This is a genomic window from Flavobacterium sp. IB48 (assembly GCF_016405855.1).
GTDB classification, from domain to species: Bacteria; Bacteroidota; Bacteroidia; order Flavobacteriales; family Flavobacteriaceae; genus Flavobacterium; species Flavobacterium ginsengisoli.
The window spans coordinates 22,459-36,529 of the sequence record NZ_JAEFCA010000004.1; the positions used below are offsets into that span (position 1 = coordinate 22,459).

General features: G+C 31.4%; 16 protein-coding genes and 1 pseudogene. 4 read left to right on the forward strand and 13 right to left on the reverse strand.

Annotation, left to right across the window (positions count from 1 at the left end; genetic code table 11):
• From JC605_RS23730 to JC605_RS13655, 8 genes and pseudogenes are all read right to left on the reverse strand, one after another.
• A pseudogene (locus JC605_RS23730) lies at window positions 1-178 on the reverse strand (transposase); the annotation flags it as partial.
• 79 nt (window positions 179-257) lie between these two features.
• On the reverse strand, window positions 258-899 hold the full coding sequence (locus JC605_RS13625) for a hypothetical protein (RefSeq protein ID WP_198856725.1): 642 nt from the start codon (window positions 897-899) through the stop codon (window positions 258-260).
• 3 nt (window positions 900-902) lie between these two features.
• Complete coding sequence (locus JC605_RS13630; protein ID WP_198856726.1) at window positions 903-4,028, reverse strand: hypothetical protein; 3,126 nt, start codon at window positions 4,026-4,028, stop codon at window positions 903-905.
• A gap of 2 nt (window positions 4,029-4,030) precedes the next feature.
• Window positions 4,031-6,223, reverse strand: coding sequence for a hypothetical protein (locus JC605_RS13635; protein ID WP_198856727.1), 2,193 nt, complete (start codon window positions 6,221-6,223; stop codon window positions 4,031-4,033).
• Between the two features lie 26 nt (window positions 6,224-6,249).
• Window positions 6,250-6,750 carry a hypothetical protein gene (locus JC605_RS13640; protein WP_198856728.1) on the reverse strand — a complete coding sequence of 167 codons (501 nt, stop codon included), beginning with the start codon at window positions 6,748-6,750 and terminating at the stop codon, window positions 6,250-6,252.
• A gap of 28 nt (window positions 6,751-6,778) precedes the next feature.
• On the reverse strand, window positions 6,779-7,231 hold the full coding sequence (locus tag JC605_RS13645) for a CHAP domain-containing protein (protein ID WP_198856729.1): 453 nt from the start codon (window positions 7,229-7,231) through the stop codon (window positions 6,779-6,781).
• Window positions 7,228-7,515, reverse strand: a complete 288-nt coding sequence (locus tag JC605_RS13650) for a methyl-accepting chemotaxis protein (RefSeq protein ID WP_095931269.1) — start codon at window positions 7,513-7,515, stop codon at window positions 7,228-7,230. The genes JC605_RS13645 and JC605_RS13650 overlap by 4 nt, the downstream gene beginning before the upstream one ends.
• Before the next feature lie 319 nt (window positions 7,516-7,834).
• Window positions 7,835-8,080: a hypothetical protein gene (locus tag JC605_RS13655; RefSeq protein WP_099720049.1), complete on the reverse strand. Its 246-nt coding sequence runs from the start codon at window positions 8,078-8,080 to the stop codon at window positions 7,835-7,837.
• 129 nt (window positions 8,081-8,209) lie between these two features.
• Between JC605_RS13655 and JC605_RS23735 the strand changes: the two genes are divergently transcribed.
• Window positions 8,210-8,479, forward strand: coding sequence for a hypothetical protein (locus JC605_RS23735; RefSeq protein WP_233074109.1), 270 nt, complete (start codon window positions 8,210-8,212; stop codon window positions 8,477-8,479).
• 10 nt (window positions 8,480-8,489) lie between these two features.
• Here the strand turns inward: JC605_RS23735 and JC605_RS13665 are convergent, their stop codons facing one another.
• From JC605_RS13665 to JC605_RS13680, 4 genes are all read right to left on the reverse strand, one after another.
• Window positions 8,490-8,690 (reverse strand): hypothetical protein, encoded by a 201-nt coding sequence (locus tag JC605_RS13665; protein WP_198856731.1) that lies wholly within the window; start codon window positions 8,688-8,690, stop codon window positions 8,490-8,492.
• Window positions 8,691-8,812: 122 nt separating this feature from the next.
• Window positions 8,813-9,526 (reverse strand): DUF3164 family protein, encoded by a 714-nt coding sequence (locus JC605_RS13670; protein ID WP_198856732.1) that lies wholly within the window; start codon window positions 9,524-9,526, stop codon window positions 8,813-8,815.
• A 12-nt stretch (window positions 9,527-9,538) separates the two neighbouring features.
• Window positions 9,539-9,814 carry a hypothetical protein gene (locus tag JC605_RS13675; RefSeq protein ID WP_198856733.1) on the reverse strand — a complete coding sequence of 92 codons (276 nt, stop codon included), beginning with the start codon at window positions 9,812-9,814 and terminating at the stop codon, window positions 9,539-9,541.
• Window positions 9,807-9,944 (reverse strand): hypothetical protein, encoded by a 138-nt coding sequence (locus JC605_RS13680; protein WP_198856734.1) that lies wholly within the window; start codon window positions 9,942-9,944, stop codon window positions 9,807-9,809. Before JC605_RS13680 ends, JC605_RS13675 begins: the two co-directional genes overlap by 8 nt.
• 309 nt (window positions 9,945-10,253) lie before the next feature.
• Here JC605_RS13680 and JC605_RS13685 point away from each other — a divergent pair, with 309 nt between their 5' ends.
• Window positions 10,254-10,937 (forward strand): S24 family peptidase, encoded by a 684-nt coding sequence (locus tag JC605_RS13685; RefSeq protein ID WP_233074110.1) that lies wholly within the window; start codon window positions 10,254-10,256, stop codon window positions 10,935-10,937.
• Window positions 10,938-11,044: 107 nt separating this feature from the next.
• On the opposite strand, the gene JC605_RS13690 is transcribed toward JC605_RS13685, so the two are convergent.
• Window positions 11,045-11,968, reverse strand: a complete 924-nt coding sequence (locus JC605_RS13690) for a bifunctional helix-turn-helix transcriptional regulator/GNAT family N-acetyltransferase (RefSeq protein ID WP_198856735.1) — start codon at window positions 11,966-11,968, stop codon at window positions 11,045-11,047.
• 469 nt (window positions 11,969-12,437) lie between these two features.
• On the opposite strand from JC605_RS13690, the gene JC605_RS13695 reads away from it, so the two are divergent.
• Together JC605_RS13695 and JC605_RS13700 are read left to right on the forward strand one after the other, a co-directional pair.
• Window positions 12,438-12,995 (forward strand): RNA polymerase sigma-70 factor, encoded by a 558-nt coding sequence (locus JC605_RS13695; protein WP_198856736.1) that lies wholly within the window; start codon window positions 12,438-12,440, stop codon window positions 12,993-12,995.
• A 113-nt stretch (window positions 12,996-13,108) separates the two neighbouring features.
• Window positions 13,109-14,029 (forward strand): FecR family protein, encoded by a 921-nt coding sequence (locus JC605_RS13700; RefSeq protein ID WP_198856737.1) that lies wholly within the window; start codon window positions 13,109-13,111, stop codon window positions 14,027-14,029.
• Window positions 14,030-14,071 lie beyond the last annotated feature (42 nt).

A 14,071-nucleotide genomic window follows, 5' to 3' on the forward strand; every position in this document is an offset into this window, starting at 1 on the left:
GACTTGGCATTATGCAATATCCATAAATCTCCATTCCCTTGTTCTTTCTGCAGTAATCTAATGATTCAACAATGCCCCCAAAATACTCTTCTCTTGTAAAAACATCTATCCAGTATACCGTAGCAAAACTTATAAAGTAAGCTCCAGTTTTATCTCCAAATTTGTATTTTCTGCTCATTTATTATTTTTGAGCTAATGTAAGAAATACTTTGCGTTCACGAGCGGGACGCTCGCGCCAGCGGGGGGTGATCAGGAAATTAAGCAATTATTTCAACAGGAAGTATTGGTGTAAAATTATGAAAATATGGATGTGAATTCCAATCAAAATATTTAGAACTCGCTGATGATAAAAACTCATCTACACTTTGATAGTCTTCATCATATATATATATATCCCTTACATTATTGTTTTCATCATAAAATACACTCAAAAAAGGATACCTATATTCGTTTCTTTTATATATATTTAAATCTCCATAAAAATATTTTCTCTGCTCATCTATTTCGTTTGTTTCTAGATTAATGGTACATGATGCAATTAATAATTTCTCATTATTGAAAACTTTAATGCCTTTTGTTTCTAATTCTCCTTTATTATAAAAAAGATATTCCCAATAACTGTCTCCTAAATTATTATTTTGATTGTTATAAAAAAATGTCCAATTATTTCCAGTTGAGGCATATTGACTTATAATTGTTTCTAAATTTTCATTTGAAGATAAATAATAATCACCTCCATCTAAAATTATGTTATTAGTTCTTCCTTGAGGAGCGTATATTTCAACCATTTTTAGTTCATTATTGTAAAAAAACTCTTTGTTGAAAAATTTTAAATTTTCAACTTGCTGGTTAGTAATGTAATTTCCGTCTTGATTTGTATACTTTATATTTGTATTCATAATTTAATATTTAAATTTTAAAAATGGTTCAAGGTCATAAGGACCTCCTTCTTTAACAATCGCAAAGTTAATTTTGTTTGGTAAGAAATTAACATCATTACGTATGGTTTGTCTAAATTGAATAATAAAATTTTCACCAAAAAGACGTTCAATTCCATCTAATTTCATAAATCCTTTATTTGAAACATTTTGGAAGTCAAATGTAAGTTTTTTTTCTTTTGCATATTGGCGAGCTATATAAGTGAAAACCTCAAAATCTTGAGGTTTTAATCTCAACGCAAATTCAAAATCATCTGGAGCATCTAAAAGAAAATCACTAGCGTTTAAATGCTCTAATATTTCTCCGTCTATATACTTTCTTATTGAAGACCCTTGAACTACGAGTTCAATTCTCTTAGTAAAATTAAAATTTAACCAATTGGCGTCTATGTATTTTGTTAAGTCGCTGTCATTTAATTGGTTAACTACTTTATTGATTGTGTCTTCATTCCAAAATTTAAATTTAGCGCTAAAATAAGTTTTGCTTTTTCCACAGAAAACTTCAAAAATTTTATCAGTTCTGTTAAAACCGGAGGGATATCCTCTTTTTAAAACTTCATCATAAAAAAAAGTAATTTGTTTTACTAATCTATCTTTACTGATTAATTTTCCTTCTTTTGAACCTATGAACATAAAATGAGAGCAAAGTTTGTCAAATGCTGGGCCAAAAACTTCAGCTTTTGTAAATAAATGAGATACTATTTCTCTCATATCATTTAGGCTGTAATGTGTTGGTATAAACTGTTGTTCTCCAGATAGTCTTTTAGCAATATCAAAAAGACCCGTGTTTGAGTTATTTGTTAACAATTGCCTTACTCTATCCACAATAGCATTAAGACTTTCAAATTGAGATGATGAATCAGCAAATTGCAAAATTTTGTTTGCAGTTTCTCTGGCAGTATCACTTCCTCCTAATGCATGAGTCAAATTGTCTACTGAATTTGAATTTGATCCATTTCTGTCAGCAATATTTGCAACATTTCTAGCCTGTCTTTTGGCGGCTAAGGACGCTATTCCATCACCAACATTAATAGTAAGACATGCGAGTTGAAGTAAACTTAGAAAAGTTTTTATTCCTTTACAGAATTCACTATTCTCATCACATTCTATGAAATTTCCTAAAAAACTTAAAACCCCAGATGAAAACTCTACTCCACCAACGACAACTCTTAAACCATCAATTGTAAAAAGACCTATTTCAGTTGCTGAAAGTGTCTTTGTAGCCCATTTTAGATGTCTGAGTTTTGTTAAATTTGTAATTCCAGCAAATGTTGTTGCAACATCTACAGTGTATCCTATTAATGTCTCGGTATTGCCTCTAGAAGAATCCTGATCTATAAAAGCTAAAACGAAAACAGGAATAAATGAGTTAATATTTTGTCCGTTTAAGTTAATATCTTCACCGCTTGTATGTGATATAGCTGACCTTGTTTCGATATTTGTATTTAATAATGTGATGGGTTGATAAATATCATAAGTACCATATAGTTGATTGATTACATCTCCATTATTATAAACTATATAATCGTCTGGATCAGGTGTACTGGTATTTGGAGTGGTTAAAATTGGTTTTAATTTTTGATAAACTTCTATTTTAGAACCTTTGAAGTTAAATGAATAATCATCCCAAAAAACACCCAAAAATTTTTCAGAATAATATGGAATTATAATTGGTGCAGCATCTGGTCGCTTTAGTTCAAAATCAGTTATTGCATTGTATGTGAAGTTATTACTGTTTATAGTTTCATATTTTGGATCAAATGCTATATAATTCGTATAATTAAATGTATAATTAATATTAGTTGTACTTTTGGTTATTGTAACTAAACTTGGAGATGAAGATTTGAGGTTGATTGTATTTTCTTTATAAGTCCCGTCTTCTTTATACGGGTTATATTTACTAAAATGCCATAGGGTATAAATAGATTCTACAAATTGAGCTTTGGTTTTTGTAGGTTTAAAATCAGAACTAAATACATGGTTTATAATGCCTATTACTCCTTCAGTAATTGCAAAACTTGTACTCATACTATCATATAAGCACTGATATAAAACTTTATCATTATTTATCTCAGGTCTCTCACTAGTTAAACGAGTCAAAAATAAATTAATACTATCTGTGTCATCTGGATAAAAAGAAAGAATTATTTTTATTACTAAATTTTCGTACTCTGCTTTTTCAGTTAGAATACTTAATTTCTTTAGATAGATTTTATTTAATAATTCAATTTTATTTTCAGGAGTAAATATTGATAATGCTTTTTCAGATAAACTTAATAATAGAATAAATAATTTTTCGTCTTTGCTTGAATCTTTTAATAGTTTTTGCTTATCATAAGCTATTTTATAAAATGACCTTAACCTATCTAAATAATTATTTAGTACATTTTCATCGGAATATGCAAATATATTTTGTTTCCAAAAATTTATTTGTAAAATTTTCAATTCATCAAAAGCCGGATCATCTAATAGAGGAAAAATAGAATTAATAATATTGTTAATAATTATAGATGCTTTAGTCAATATTAAAACTTTTCTAAATTCAAGTACAGGATCAATACTGATTAAGGTTTCTACATTGGAAAAATAAAAATTTCTTGCATGCTCTGATAAGATCATATCTTTTTCTACTATCTCATCTTGATTTGATGGCTCCATAATACTACCATCCGCTTTAATATAATTTTCAGTTGATTTGAAATTTAATTCATAAGTTATTTTTTTTGTAAGATTTTTATCGTTTTTGTAAGGGGTGAAAAATTTAATTTTTTCGACTTGAATTTTATCATTTTCTGCAGCAGGAATTAAATATCTATCAAAATTTGAAATCACCAAAGAAGAAAAAGAGGCATGAGATTTTTCTTTTTTGAAATTCAGGTAATGATTTTCTGAATAATAACCTTCAATTATAGTTTGTATGTTATCGATTCCAAGATCGCTTACTTTAATTTCCTCACAAAAAATATATTTATCACCACTATCAGAGAAAAAACTAATAACTTTTCCATCAATGGTAAATTGTGGATTAGTAAAATTTTTAATTTTTACTGTTTTATTCTGTTTTAATAAAATGACGGCTTTATCGGACATAATTATTCAATTAATTTAATTTCTACTGAATTTGTATTGTTATATTGTTGTGTATATTCACTATAATCCTTACTGAAATGATATTTTCGATCCAATGAATAAACAAAAACAGGTTTCTCTAGTTTTTCTATCAATTCATTATTGCCTTCAGCATTTTCAGCCACAATACCAACTCTATATTTTTGATATTTAATACCTTCAGGAGAAAACAATTCACTTCCATCTTCAAAAAGATCAATCAAAAACAATCGAGGATTTTTCATGTTATTAGAAATCAAATCTTTTATAGTTTCATTTTCAGCTTTCGTTAATCCTAGAATAATTTTGTTGGGTGTAGAACCATCTAAAGTTTTTAGTTCTAATCCAGTGATAGTTTCAGTACTGTCAGTAAATAGCTGCAAACTGTAATAATAAGGATCAGGCAACTGGAACGTTTTGCTATTGCCAACTGCGCCACCTGCTGAAGAAGATGTATAAGTTGTTGAGGTTGTGCTTCCAGTTGCAGAAACAGCATTATTCATGACATCTACAGCTTCTGTTACATAAGTAACACGGGCAACAGTTGGTGTTTCTTCAATTCCGGTTTCAATAACGTCATTTACTGTTAGAGTTTGTACAATCGAAATTCCCTGTTGTTTTTTATCATAAAACTCATTGATAAGATTTAGTTTTTCAGAAGTCATTCTGGAGTAACTTTCATCACTTCCTAATTTTAGTAAAGGTTCAGCCTTGATTAAATTGAAAACATTGTCAAAAAAGTTTGCTTGTCTATATGTGATTATAGGATTTCCTTCTTCATCAGGAATTACCTGATCGGTATACATATTCACTTTTCCCTGATAAATCAAAAGACTAAGAGACGAAATATTTTTACCGGCAATAGCAGGAGTTGTCAATTGTACTGTAGAAGTTAACTCGCTATAATTTCCTTCCTCATCTTGCGGTAATCTTAAACCATCTGCATTAATGAAATTATCTTTTTGTGCATTGGCAACTTTACCAATTTGTCCATAAAAAGCGGTGTTGTTATTGTTGTCGGTTGGAAATTGTAAGTACAGATTATTTGTTGTAACCGTATTGGCCTGTTCTTGGTTGTTAATTAAAACCGGCCATCCAGAAGTGCCATAAGTTACGGCTGTCATAGGGACTTCATTGGTTGCCGTATCTTTCAGCAATCCTGTTTTTAGGTTTTCAGAGCCTTCACCAATTTTATAGTTTTTGTAAAAATCGTAACTGCGTGTACGATCGCTTTGAATATAAACGTACCAATTGTTTTTCGTCGAAAACTTATTAAGCAGATCATTGTAAATAGCAACTCCTTTTTTCTCCGTTTTTTCTCCAGAAGCAGTTGCTGTAACAACTCCATTTTCAACATGAGAACCATAAAAAGCAGCAATATCAATAAATTGAGTGCTTTGTTCGCGCTGTAATTTCTTAATGAAATCTGTTGAACCATTTACTGTAATTTCTGCGAAAGGCTTGCGAGCATACTCTAAATTGAAAGCAAATTCAGTATTGTCAAAATCATGTTTGTAATCGCCGTAATTTAGAACAACATCAATTCCGCATAAACCTTCGGCAAAATTTCCTAAAGATTTTCCAATATCAATTAACGGTAATTCGAAATCGTCTTTTTCATTAAAAGTATCGCCAGCGGCAACAAATTTTGATTCTTTGAAAAAGAAGTCAGAAAGCGGGATTGCTAAGGTTCCATTAGTGGCATCATCCTCTTTTTCTTTCTCATAGCCAATAAATTTAGCTGTGAAAGGAGGAACAGGAATAGGTGTTGTTGTTTCGCCTTCTTTTTTTACACGCCCTTCATGAAAAGCGTTGAAATCGATGTTTATCTTGTCAATAAAGTCTGAATACGATCCTTCATTCTTCTTAACTAAAGGCTCTGCATCATCAGTAAAAAAGTCGCTTTTCTGCAAACCTCTGTAAATAAAATATTTGATGTTTAGTCCAGGAAAAGGCTGGTTGTAAGGACGAAGAATTAGATTCACTTTATCAGGATTGCCAGTTTGAGGCTGGATCAAAACAACTCCTTTGCAAATCGAAAAGGCTTTTTTGGGCGCGTCTAAAGAAAATCTAGAAGTCAGGTTAAAAACAGTTTCAGATTGAGGTCCAAAGCCCTGAGCTGACAACTGTGCGGGAAAACCTCCCGACTCTATAAAAAAATGGGATTTTGCGGACATATTTTAAGTATTAGTAATAAATTTTTTTATTTAAACCATTCAGGTCTATAGGTTTTGTACAAGAATCTTCCAATCAGGAAAAGCAGGATAAGTAGTAGCAATCTTCCTAGCCAGATTTGGACTTTCTGCCAAAAAGTGAGATAGTTAGTAAACTTAGTAATCGTAATCGTTTTCTCTTGAACATCTTTAACCTGTTTCGATTTCCAATGCGCGTAGAGTTCCTGTTCTTTGAGGTTGCAGTCTACTTGGAGTTTATTGTTATCAAGTCGAACCCTTGGGCTTTTTAATGTACGCCCTGGTTCGGCTTGAATAACATTTTTAAGAATCACTTTTCCGTTAAGGCATTCTAGTAATGCATTGTAGGAACTGCTGTCTTTAGCAATTTTAAAAACTGTATCGTGTAAAGTTTCTGTAATAGTAATAGTCTGAGTTTTGTTTTCATTTTGCACTGGTTTCGGACTTCGACACGAAATCATGATTAGGATAATGAAAAAAGAAAAAACAAGACATTTTAGTTTTTTTGTCATAATTAAGATTGATTTTTAAGTTTTGGTATTAGAGGCGTAAAAAGCCTTTAACGGTTTTGATGTCACGTTTTCTTCTGGCTACTTTATAGCCTTCTCGGCCACCGGAATCATTGGTGTTTCCTTCAATGGTATAAATTGTATTTCCGGCAATCTTTTCAACAAATCCGGCGTGACCTGTACCGTTATTAAAGTCTAGAATGAAAATATCTCCTGGTTGAGGTGTTTTTTTTACTAAAAGAGGTCTCGAATGGTATTGATCTAAAACACCTCCCGTTTTCTTTAAAGGATTTTTAGCATTCATTTGGGCTGCGGCGTTCTGTGTGCACCAATAAATAAAAGCCATGCACCAGGCGTATCCTTTACCAAGTCCGACGCTTCGTAGATAAATTTCGACTTCAGGGCCTGAGTTGCTGTTTCTTGGCATTTCTTCGACACCAATTTGTGCCGTTGCGATTGCGATCGTTTTTTGAGCTAGTGTCATGAGCTTTTTCCGTTTAATTGTTTAAATTTTTGTAGTTCGTCAACCAATTGCTGGTTGATCAGCATAAGTTCTTTGTGCTGTATTTCCATTTTTTTTATGGTTTCTGTAGCGGCGGTAAGTCTTGCTGTAATATCGTCCAGAAGATCACGGTAATATTTTACGGCGCTTACGGCATTGTCGAGTTCTGCTGCGCGGTCTTCTGCCAATGATTTTCGCATGGAGAAAAACCAAGTGATAAAAGCGGCAAAAAATGCGGTTAGAGTGGGGTATAAAAACTGCTCCATTGAATGTGTTTAAAGTTTAATGTTGGATTAAAAAATGTTTTTAAAAGACAACCTGAAAGTTGTTTTTTGAGGAAGCTTAACTAGAAGATTTATCTAGTTTTTGAGGTTCATTTGTTTCCTTTTGAGATTGCAAAGATTGGGTAAAAAAAGCCCTAAATAAAATGAATGCAAGGTCTGCGAACATTTGTATTCTAGGGCTTTACAGAGTTGTAAGGAAAGCGAACAGAAGTCGTTTTAGATGAAGTAAATGCTTCATCTTTGCATCACAAAAAGGATGCTTTTGAAGATTAAAAAAGAAGTTTTTTTTCTTTTACAAGTATTAAGAAGGTCTTTTTTGATTGCTCATAAGTTCTTCTATTTTTTTTAGTTCAGAAGTGATAGGTGTACAGAGAATTTCATACAAAGTAGTTCTCGAAATCGGGTAAACCGGATAGACGTATTTACGCCACACAACAGTAGTTGGAATATCTTCCGTTTTGTGTTTTTGATACAGTTCTTTAATGAGTTTGTAACGCATTAATTTATTTTTTTGAATTCCGAGACTTCTGTTTGAAGATATAGGCATGAGAGATAATATTTTGAATGATAGAAAAAAGAAAATTTTAAGAAGAACGAAGTTTGAAAAAGAGTTAATAGTTTGAATTATAAAGACATCATATTTAAGACAGCCAAACCATTTGATCATATTCAATAAATGGTTTTACTTCCTGATGCCATTTTTATATTGAACCTCGTTCTGAGGTTGTATTTGTTAAAGATTTTATTTAACAATTTAGGTCAGCAAACCCCGCATGACAATCCTGTTTCCAAAACCTTTTTAGGTTTGGATTCCAATAGAAAGAATGAGTTTTGGCTGTTTATTATAAGGGCAGAAATCGCCCGTTTGTCGGTTCCTGATTCTCTTCAGAAAGAAGAAGAAACAGGAACCATTTTTATTTACCTGCTTTTTTCGGCTGCAGGTTGAGAGGTCGTTTTTAGCCTTTGTAAGTGGCTGTTGTGTGTTTTTTGAATCTCGGATTTTTGATTACAATACTTTCGTACTGATTAAAAGCCAGTCGTTCTTTTTGGGATAAGTCATGAGTGCAATTCCAGTTTCCGAGTCTGTCTTTAAAGATAGTATGTTCATTTACTTTGTAGCTTTCATGATCTGTAATTGGCTTTATTTTTACGCTCATTCAGGTATTGTTTAAAAGTTGTTTTTAATTTGAAATAAAACCATTCTCTAAATAAAAGAATCGGTTTTAAATTGGTTAGAATTAACAGGATCGTTAATAACAGTGATAAATAAATGTCGTGATTAAGCTGCATGATTTTGCTCGTTTTGCTGGTTAAAAAAATCAAAAGCATATCCTTGTAAAAAATCTACAGAAGACATCGATAGCGGAATATTGGTTCTTACGCCATTTTCATCAATTCGGCAAGCTTCAATAAACCAGCTTGAACGTACAGGTTTAAAAGCTGAAGCAATAATCTCTACACCATCTGTAAACTCTTCATTGTTAAACTCCTTTGTCAGTTTTTGAAGTTCTAAAACTCTAGAGCCTTTTAGGTTTCCTTTGGCATCTTTTTTTAGAAGATTGAAAACAATTTTGACTAAAGAAGCAGTTTCTTTACTAGTTGAAAGAGACGAAATATAGTTCTGAACCTTTTCAATACCAATAGTTACAGTATCGTCCCAACCTTCATTAATGCGATAACCGATTGTGATTTCTTCTTTGTCATTAGAAAAAGTATGAGACATTTGTTTTTCTTTAAAACCGTAAACCTGATTTTTTAAATCCAGAATAGTTTCAAACAGTCTAAAAGTTTCCGTTTTTGCATTTTGCATCATTTCAGAAGTTTGCTGTAATCTAGAAAGCGCTTTTGGAATCGTTTCAGCAACTAGTTTTTTATAAGCATCTCTTTCTTCATTTTTCTTGTTTTCAACTCGTTGAAGTGCTTCTTTTAATTGTTGCGCAGAAAATTGAGTTAAATCAAAGGGTTTAAAATTGTTTGCAGTTGTAGTGTTCATAATAATTGGCTTTTAGTAAATTAATATTTCTTCTTTAAATGGATCTGCATAATAAGGTTTGAAATTATGGTGTAAAGCAAGTTTCGAAACCTCTTTTATTTTACTTTCAATATTTGGAGAAACAGGGCGTGGAGAAGCAGTTTCATCATCCAGAATATGCATCCATTGAAAGCGTTCCTGATTAATGCAGATTCTTTCTCCAGCTGTAAAAGTTTTGCTTCTTTCTGAACAATATTGAAGTGCTAGATATAATAATGCGATACGTTCTTCGATTTGTGTTTTACTCATAATTTTTCTCTAATTGATTTTTTAATTTGTTAATGTCAGATTCGATTAAACTTCTTTCAGGACTGTTTGGATTTTCGATAAGCCAATTTTCCAGTTCCCGAATTTTTTCTTTGATTTGATTTGTTCCCATTTTAATTTGGATTAAAGATTTAATGCTATTTTCTTGTTTTCAGATTTTTTATAAAGAGCTATTTTTAGATTCGTAGTATTTTCCATTCTTTTTGTGTTTTAGGGTAGTATTTTTCTTTTTACGAATATTTATTGTTTTTCCTTTGTAAATCAATTGTTTATGTGTTGTTTAAAATTGTTTTATTTTATTGTTGTTCAATATTTTCTGGCTTAACCTATTGTTTTTCAATTTTATTTTTCTTTACTTTGCAAATATAATGTAAAATAATACATTAAAACAAATTTTTAACGTAAAATAATACGTCTTTTTATGGGGTCAACGGAAAGAGTGCGGGAATATCTTGATTATAAAGGGATTACTAAATATAAGTTTTGTAATGATTTAGGATTTTCTAATAAATTTTTAGACAATAGCAGCAATATGGGAACAGATAAAGCGTGTAAAATATTACACTATTATCCAGACCTAAGTTCAGAGTGGCTGTTAACAGGAAACGGACCTATGATTAAAGAAGAAAATACTAGCGTTATGGTTATGAATAGTGATAGAAAAACAGTCGATTCGCTTCATGCAAATCAAGAAATACCTTTGTATGATTTGGAGGCGGTTGCGGGTTTAAGAGAGCTCTTTAGCAGCGGAGAACCGCAAAGAATTTTGGATACAATAAAAATTCCAAATCTTCCAAAATGCGATGGGGCAATTTCTGTTACAGGAGATAGTATGTATCCTTTATTGAAATCGGGAGATATTATTCTTTATAAGGAAACGGAATTTGAAAATATCTTTTTTGGCGAAATGTATCTTCTAAGTGTTAAACTGAATGACTGGGAAGAATACATCACTGTAAAATACGTTCAGAAATCTGATCAAGGACAGGATTATGTGAAATTGGTAAGTCAGAATTCGCATCATCAGCCAAAAGATATTCATGTATCAAAAATATCGGCATTGGCTCTTATAAAAGCTAGTATTCGTATTAATACTATGATGTAATTGTTTCAATAAAATTTAGACTTATTTTTAAATAAAAAGAGGATATTAAAAATGCTTTAGCTAAACATTTGAAGTTTTGGCTAAAGCATTTTGATGTTTTATAAATTCTATTTGAAAAGTCTCAAATCATAACGCTCCTCATAAAATGTCTTCCCCCATTCGTGAACTTCTTCAGATTTTGTAACTTCGAATCCCATCATTTTATACATTTGAAGCGCTTTGTCTTGTAAATTTGTGGTAAGCAGAAAAACGTTTTTAAATTTCTTTTCTCTGCAAAAATCAACGGCATCGGTTAAGAGTTTTTTACCAATTCCGAGACCTCTAAAAGCGGGATCGAGAAGAAACCATCTCAATTGCGCTTCTTCATTAGGTTGATGCACAATAGCAACACATCCCACAATTTTGTTATTGTATTCTGCCATCCAAATTCGGTCATTTTCTGGAGAATATTTTTCTAAGAAATCGTAAAAAGTCTTGATTACATATTTCTCAAAATCAGTTGAAAAATTCGATTCGTTTCCATAGATAAATCCGTGTAAATAAATAATGTAGCCAATATCGCCAGGAGTAATATTATGGCGATAGGTAATATCTTCACGAGTTATTTTATTTTCTGTCAGCAGATTTCTAACTGTATTCATCGAATCGACTAAAATTTCTTTTTCAGAATTGTTTAGTTTTTCAATTTTACCCTCAATCTTGTTTTCAGATTTATCATTTAATACGCTTAATAATTCATTTCCAGAATCAGTCAATTTAATATTTAAAGCACGTTTGTCTTCAGAAGAAGTGACTTTCTCAATTAAATTTTCTTTTAAAAAGCGTTTTAAAATTCGGCTTAAATATCCTTTATCTAGATTTAAAATTTCTGTGATTTTTTGGGCCGTTATAGTTTTGCTTTCGCTGATTTCATATAGAATTCGTATCTCAGTCAAAGAATATTCGCTGTCTAAATAATGCTGGCTTAAAATATCTAAATGCGCCGTATAGAATCTATTGAAACTTCTAATTTTTGAAGTCGTAGTAGTCATGATTTGTAATATTGTATTGTTGAGGTACAAATATATAAATTTAGTTGCTTTTGTCAACCATTTTCAATTTTTATTTTTTTTGAAAAGAATTTCAACTGAATAAAATTCATTTTAAGACATTCCTATTAATTATTTGTTAAGCACTTTTTCGCTTCAATTCTGCTTTTTATAAGAGAAAGACTGTTATCTCAAACAAAGTTTCTTAGTTTTTGTTCTAAATGCTGTAAACCTTTATGTAGCGGCTAATTTTCGATCTCAAATGTTAATAATATGTTTCGTTTTAGAAGAGTTTTATTAATGTAAACGTAACCTAATCGACCTACCCTCAGCTTTAATTTTGGAGACATATAAGAAGAAACCAATACTTTATATATGCCAATTTTTAAACAGCACGATCATTATCAAGACAAAATCAGAAAAAGTGTTTTGGCTCACGCTTTTCATTTGATTAATCATAAAATAATGAATCATGTATAAGAAGTTTACAGACGAAGAACTTGTTGAATTATTAAAATCGGGCAAGGACAAAGCTTTTGATGAACTTTATTTCAGATATCGAGATCTGCTTGTTCGGTTTGTATATCTCCGAATGAAATCAATCGCCATTTCAGAAGAAATTGTGCAAGAAGTTTTTACCTCTATATGGGAAAGACGCAAGACAATTGTGATTCAAAAAAGTTTTGCCGCGTACATCTACACTTCGGTTCGCTACATGACTTTAGATTACATCAAATCGCACGAAGTTACCGATCAATACATTCAGGAGGTTCTAGATAAAAATACTGCTTCGCAAACCAGTTATAATGCTATCGAAGATTCTATCTATTATGATGAATTGCAAAAAGCAGTTGACGAGGCGGCATCATTACTTCCTAAAAAATCAAAAGAGGTTTTTATTCTCAGTCGCGTAAAACATTATACTAATAAAGAAATCGCCGAAGAATTGAATGTTTCAATCGAAACTGTAAAATATCATATTACGTATGCGCTCAAATTTATGCGTACGCATTTGGGCGAATTCAATTAAAAGTAAACTTCAGATTAAGATCTCAGCTTTTTTCTTAACAGAAGCGTAACCTTTTGCGCCTACCTAAAATTACAATTCCCAAGACATACTATTAAAGACATAAAGAAATTATAATGCCTGAAAATTCAAATAACGAAATCAAAAATTTTTTAGAAGGAAAGTACTCTCCGAAAGGACAAGAAATGTGGAACAAATGGTACGATCGTACTGATGATTTTTTTGATAATATGGAAGTGGTTCAATCTGACCGCTCAAAACTGAAAAAAGAATTAAGACAAATAAAGAATACGAATAAAGTTATTTCTCTTTCATACAAAAACTGGGCTGTTGCGGCTTCTTTGGTTTTCCTTGTCGGATTATCAGTGTTTTTTTACGCAACATCAAATACTGTTGAAAACAAGCAATTTGCAGTAAAACTAGGCGAACATGCTCAAATAAAATTAAGTGATGGAACAAAAATCTGGCTAAATGCAGGAAGTGTTCTTAAATATCCGAAGGAATTTAAAGGCGATACTAGAGAAGTGTATTTAAGTGGTGAAGCTTTTTTTGACGTAGCCAAAGACAAGAAGCATCCTTTTATTATTCATACCAATAAAATGGATACCAGAGTTCTCGGAACCAGTTTTAATGTTCAAGCGTATCCAGATCAAACGACACAAGAAGTTTCGGTTGCAACCGGGAGAGTAAATGTGAAATCGACTGTAACTGATGAAAATGTATATGTAACTCCAGGGCAGAAAGTGATTTTTAAATCGCAAAACAACAAGCTTCAAGCTTTTAAAGATGTTCCGTTGAATACCATTTCACTTTGGCGAAAAAATATTATGGTTTTTGAAGAAACGCCTCTTTCTGAAGTTGTGGCCACAATCAATCGTAATTACAATGTTTCAATTGAAGTCAAAAACAAGAGTTTAAACGATTTAAAGATTAGCGCTTATTTTAAAGAACTGCCTGCCGATCAGGTAATTGGACTGGTGTGTAATATCGTCAATGCCCAATACAAAATGGACTCTGGGGTTTACAAAATCGAATAATTCTTTAAACAACAAAAATAAAACTACGTAGCAACCTAATAA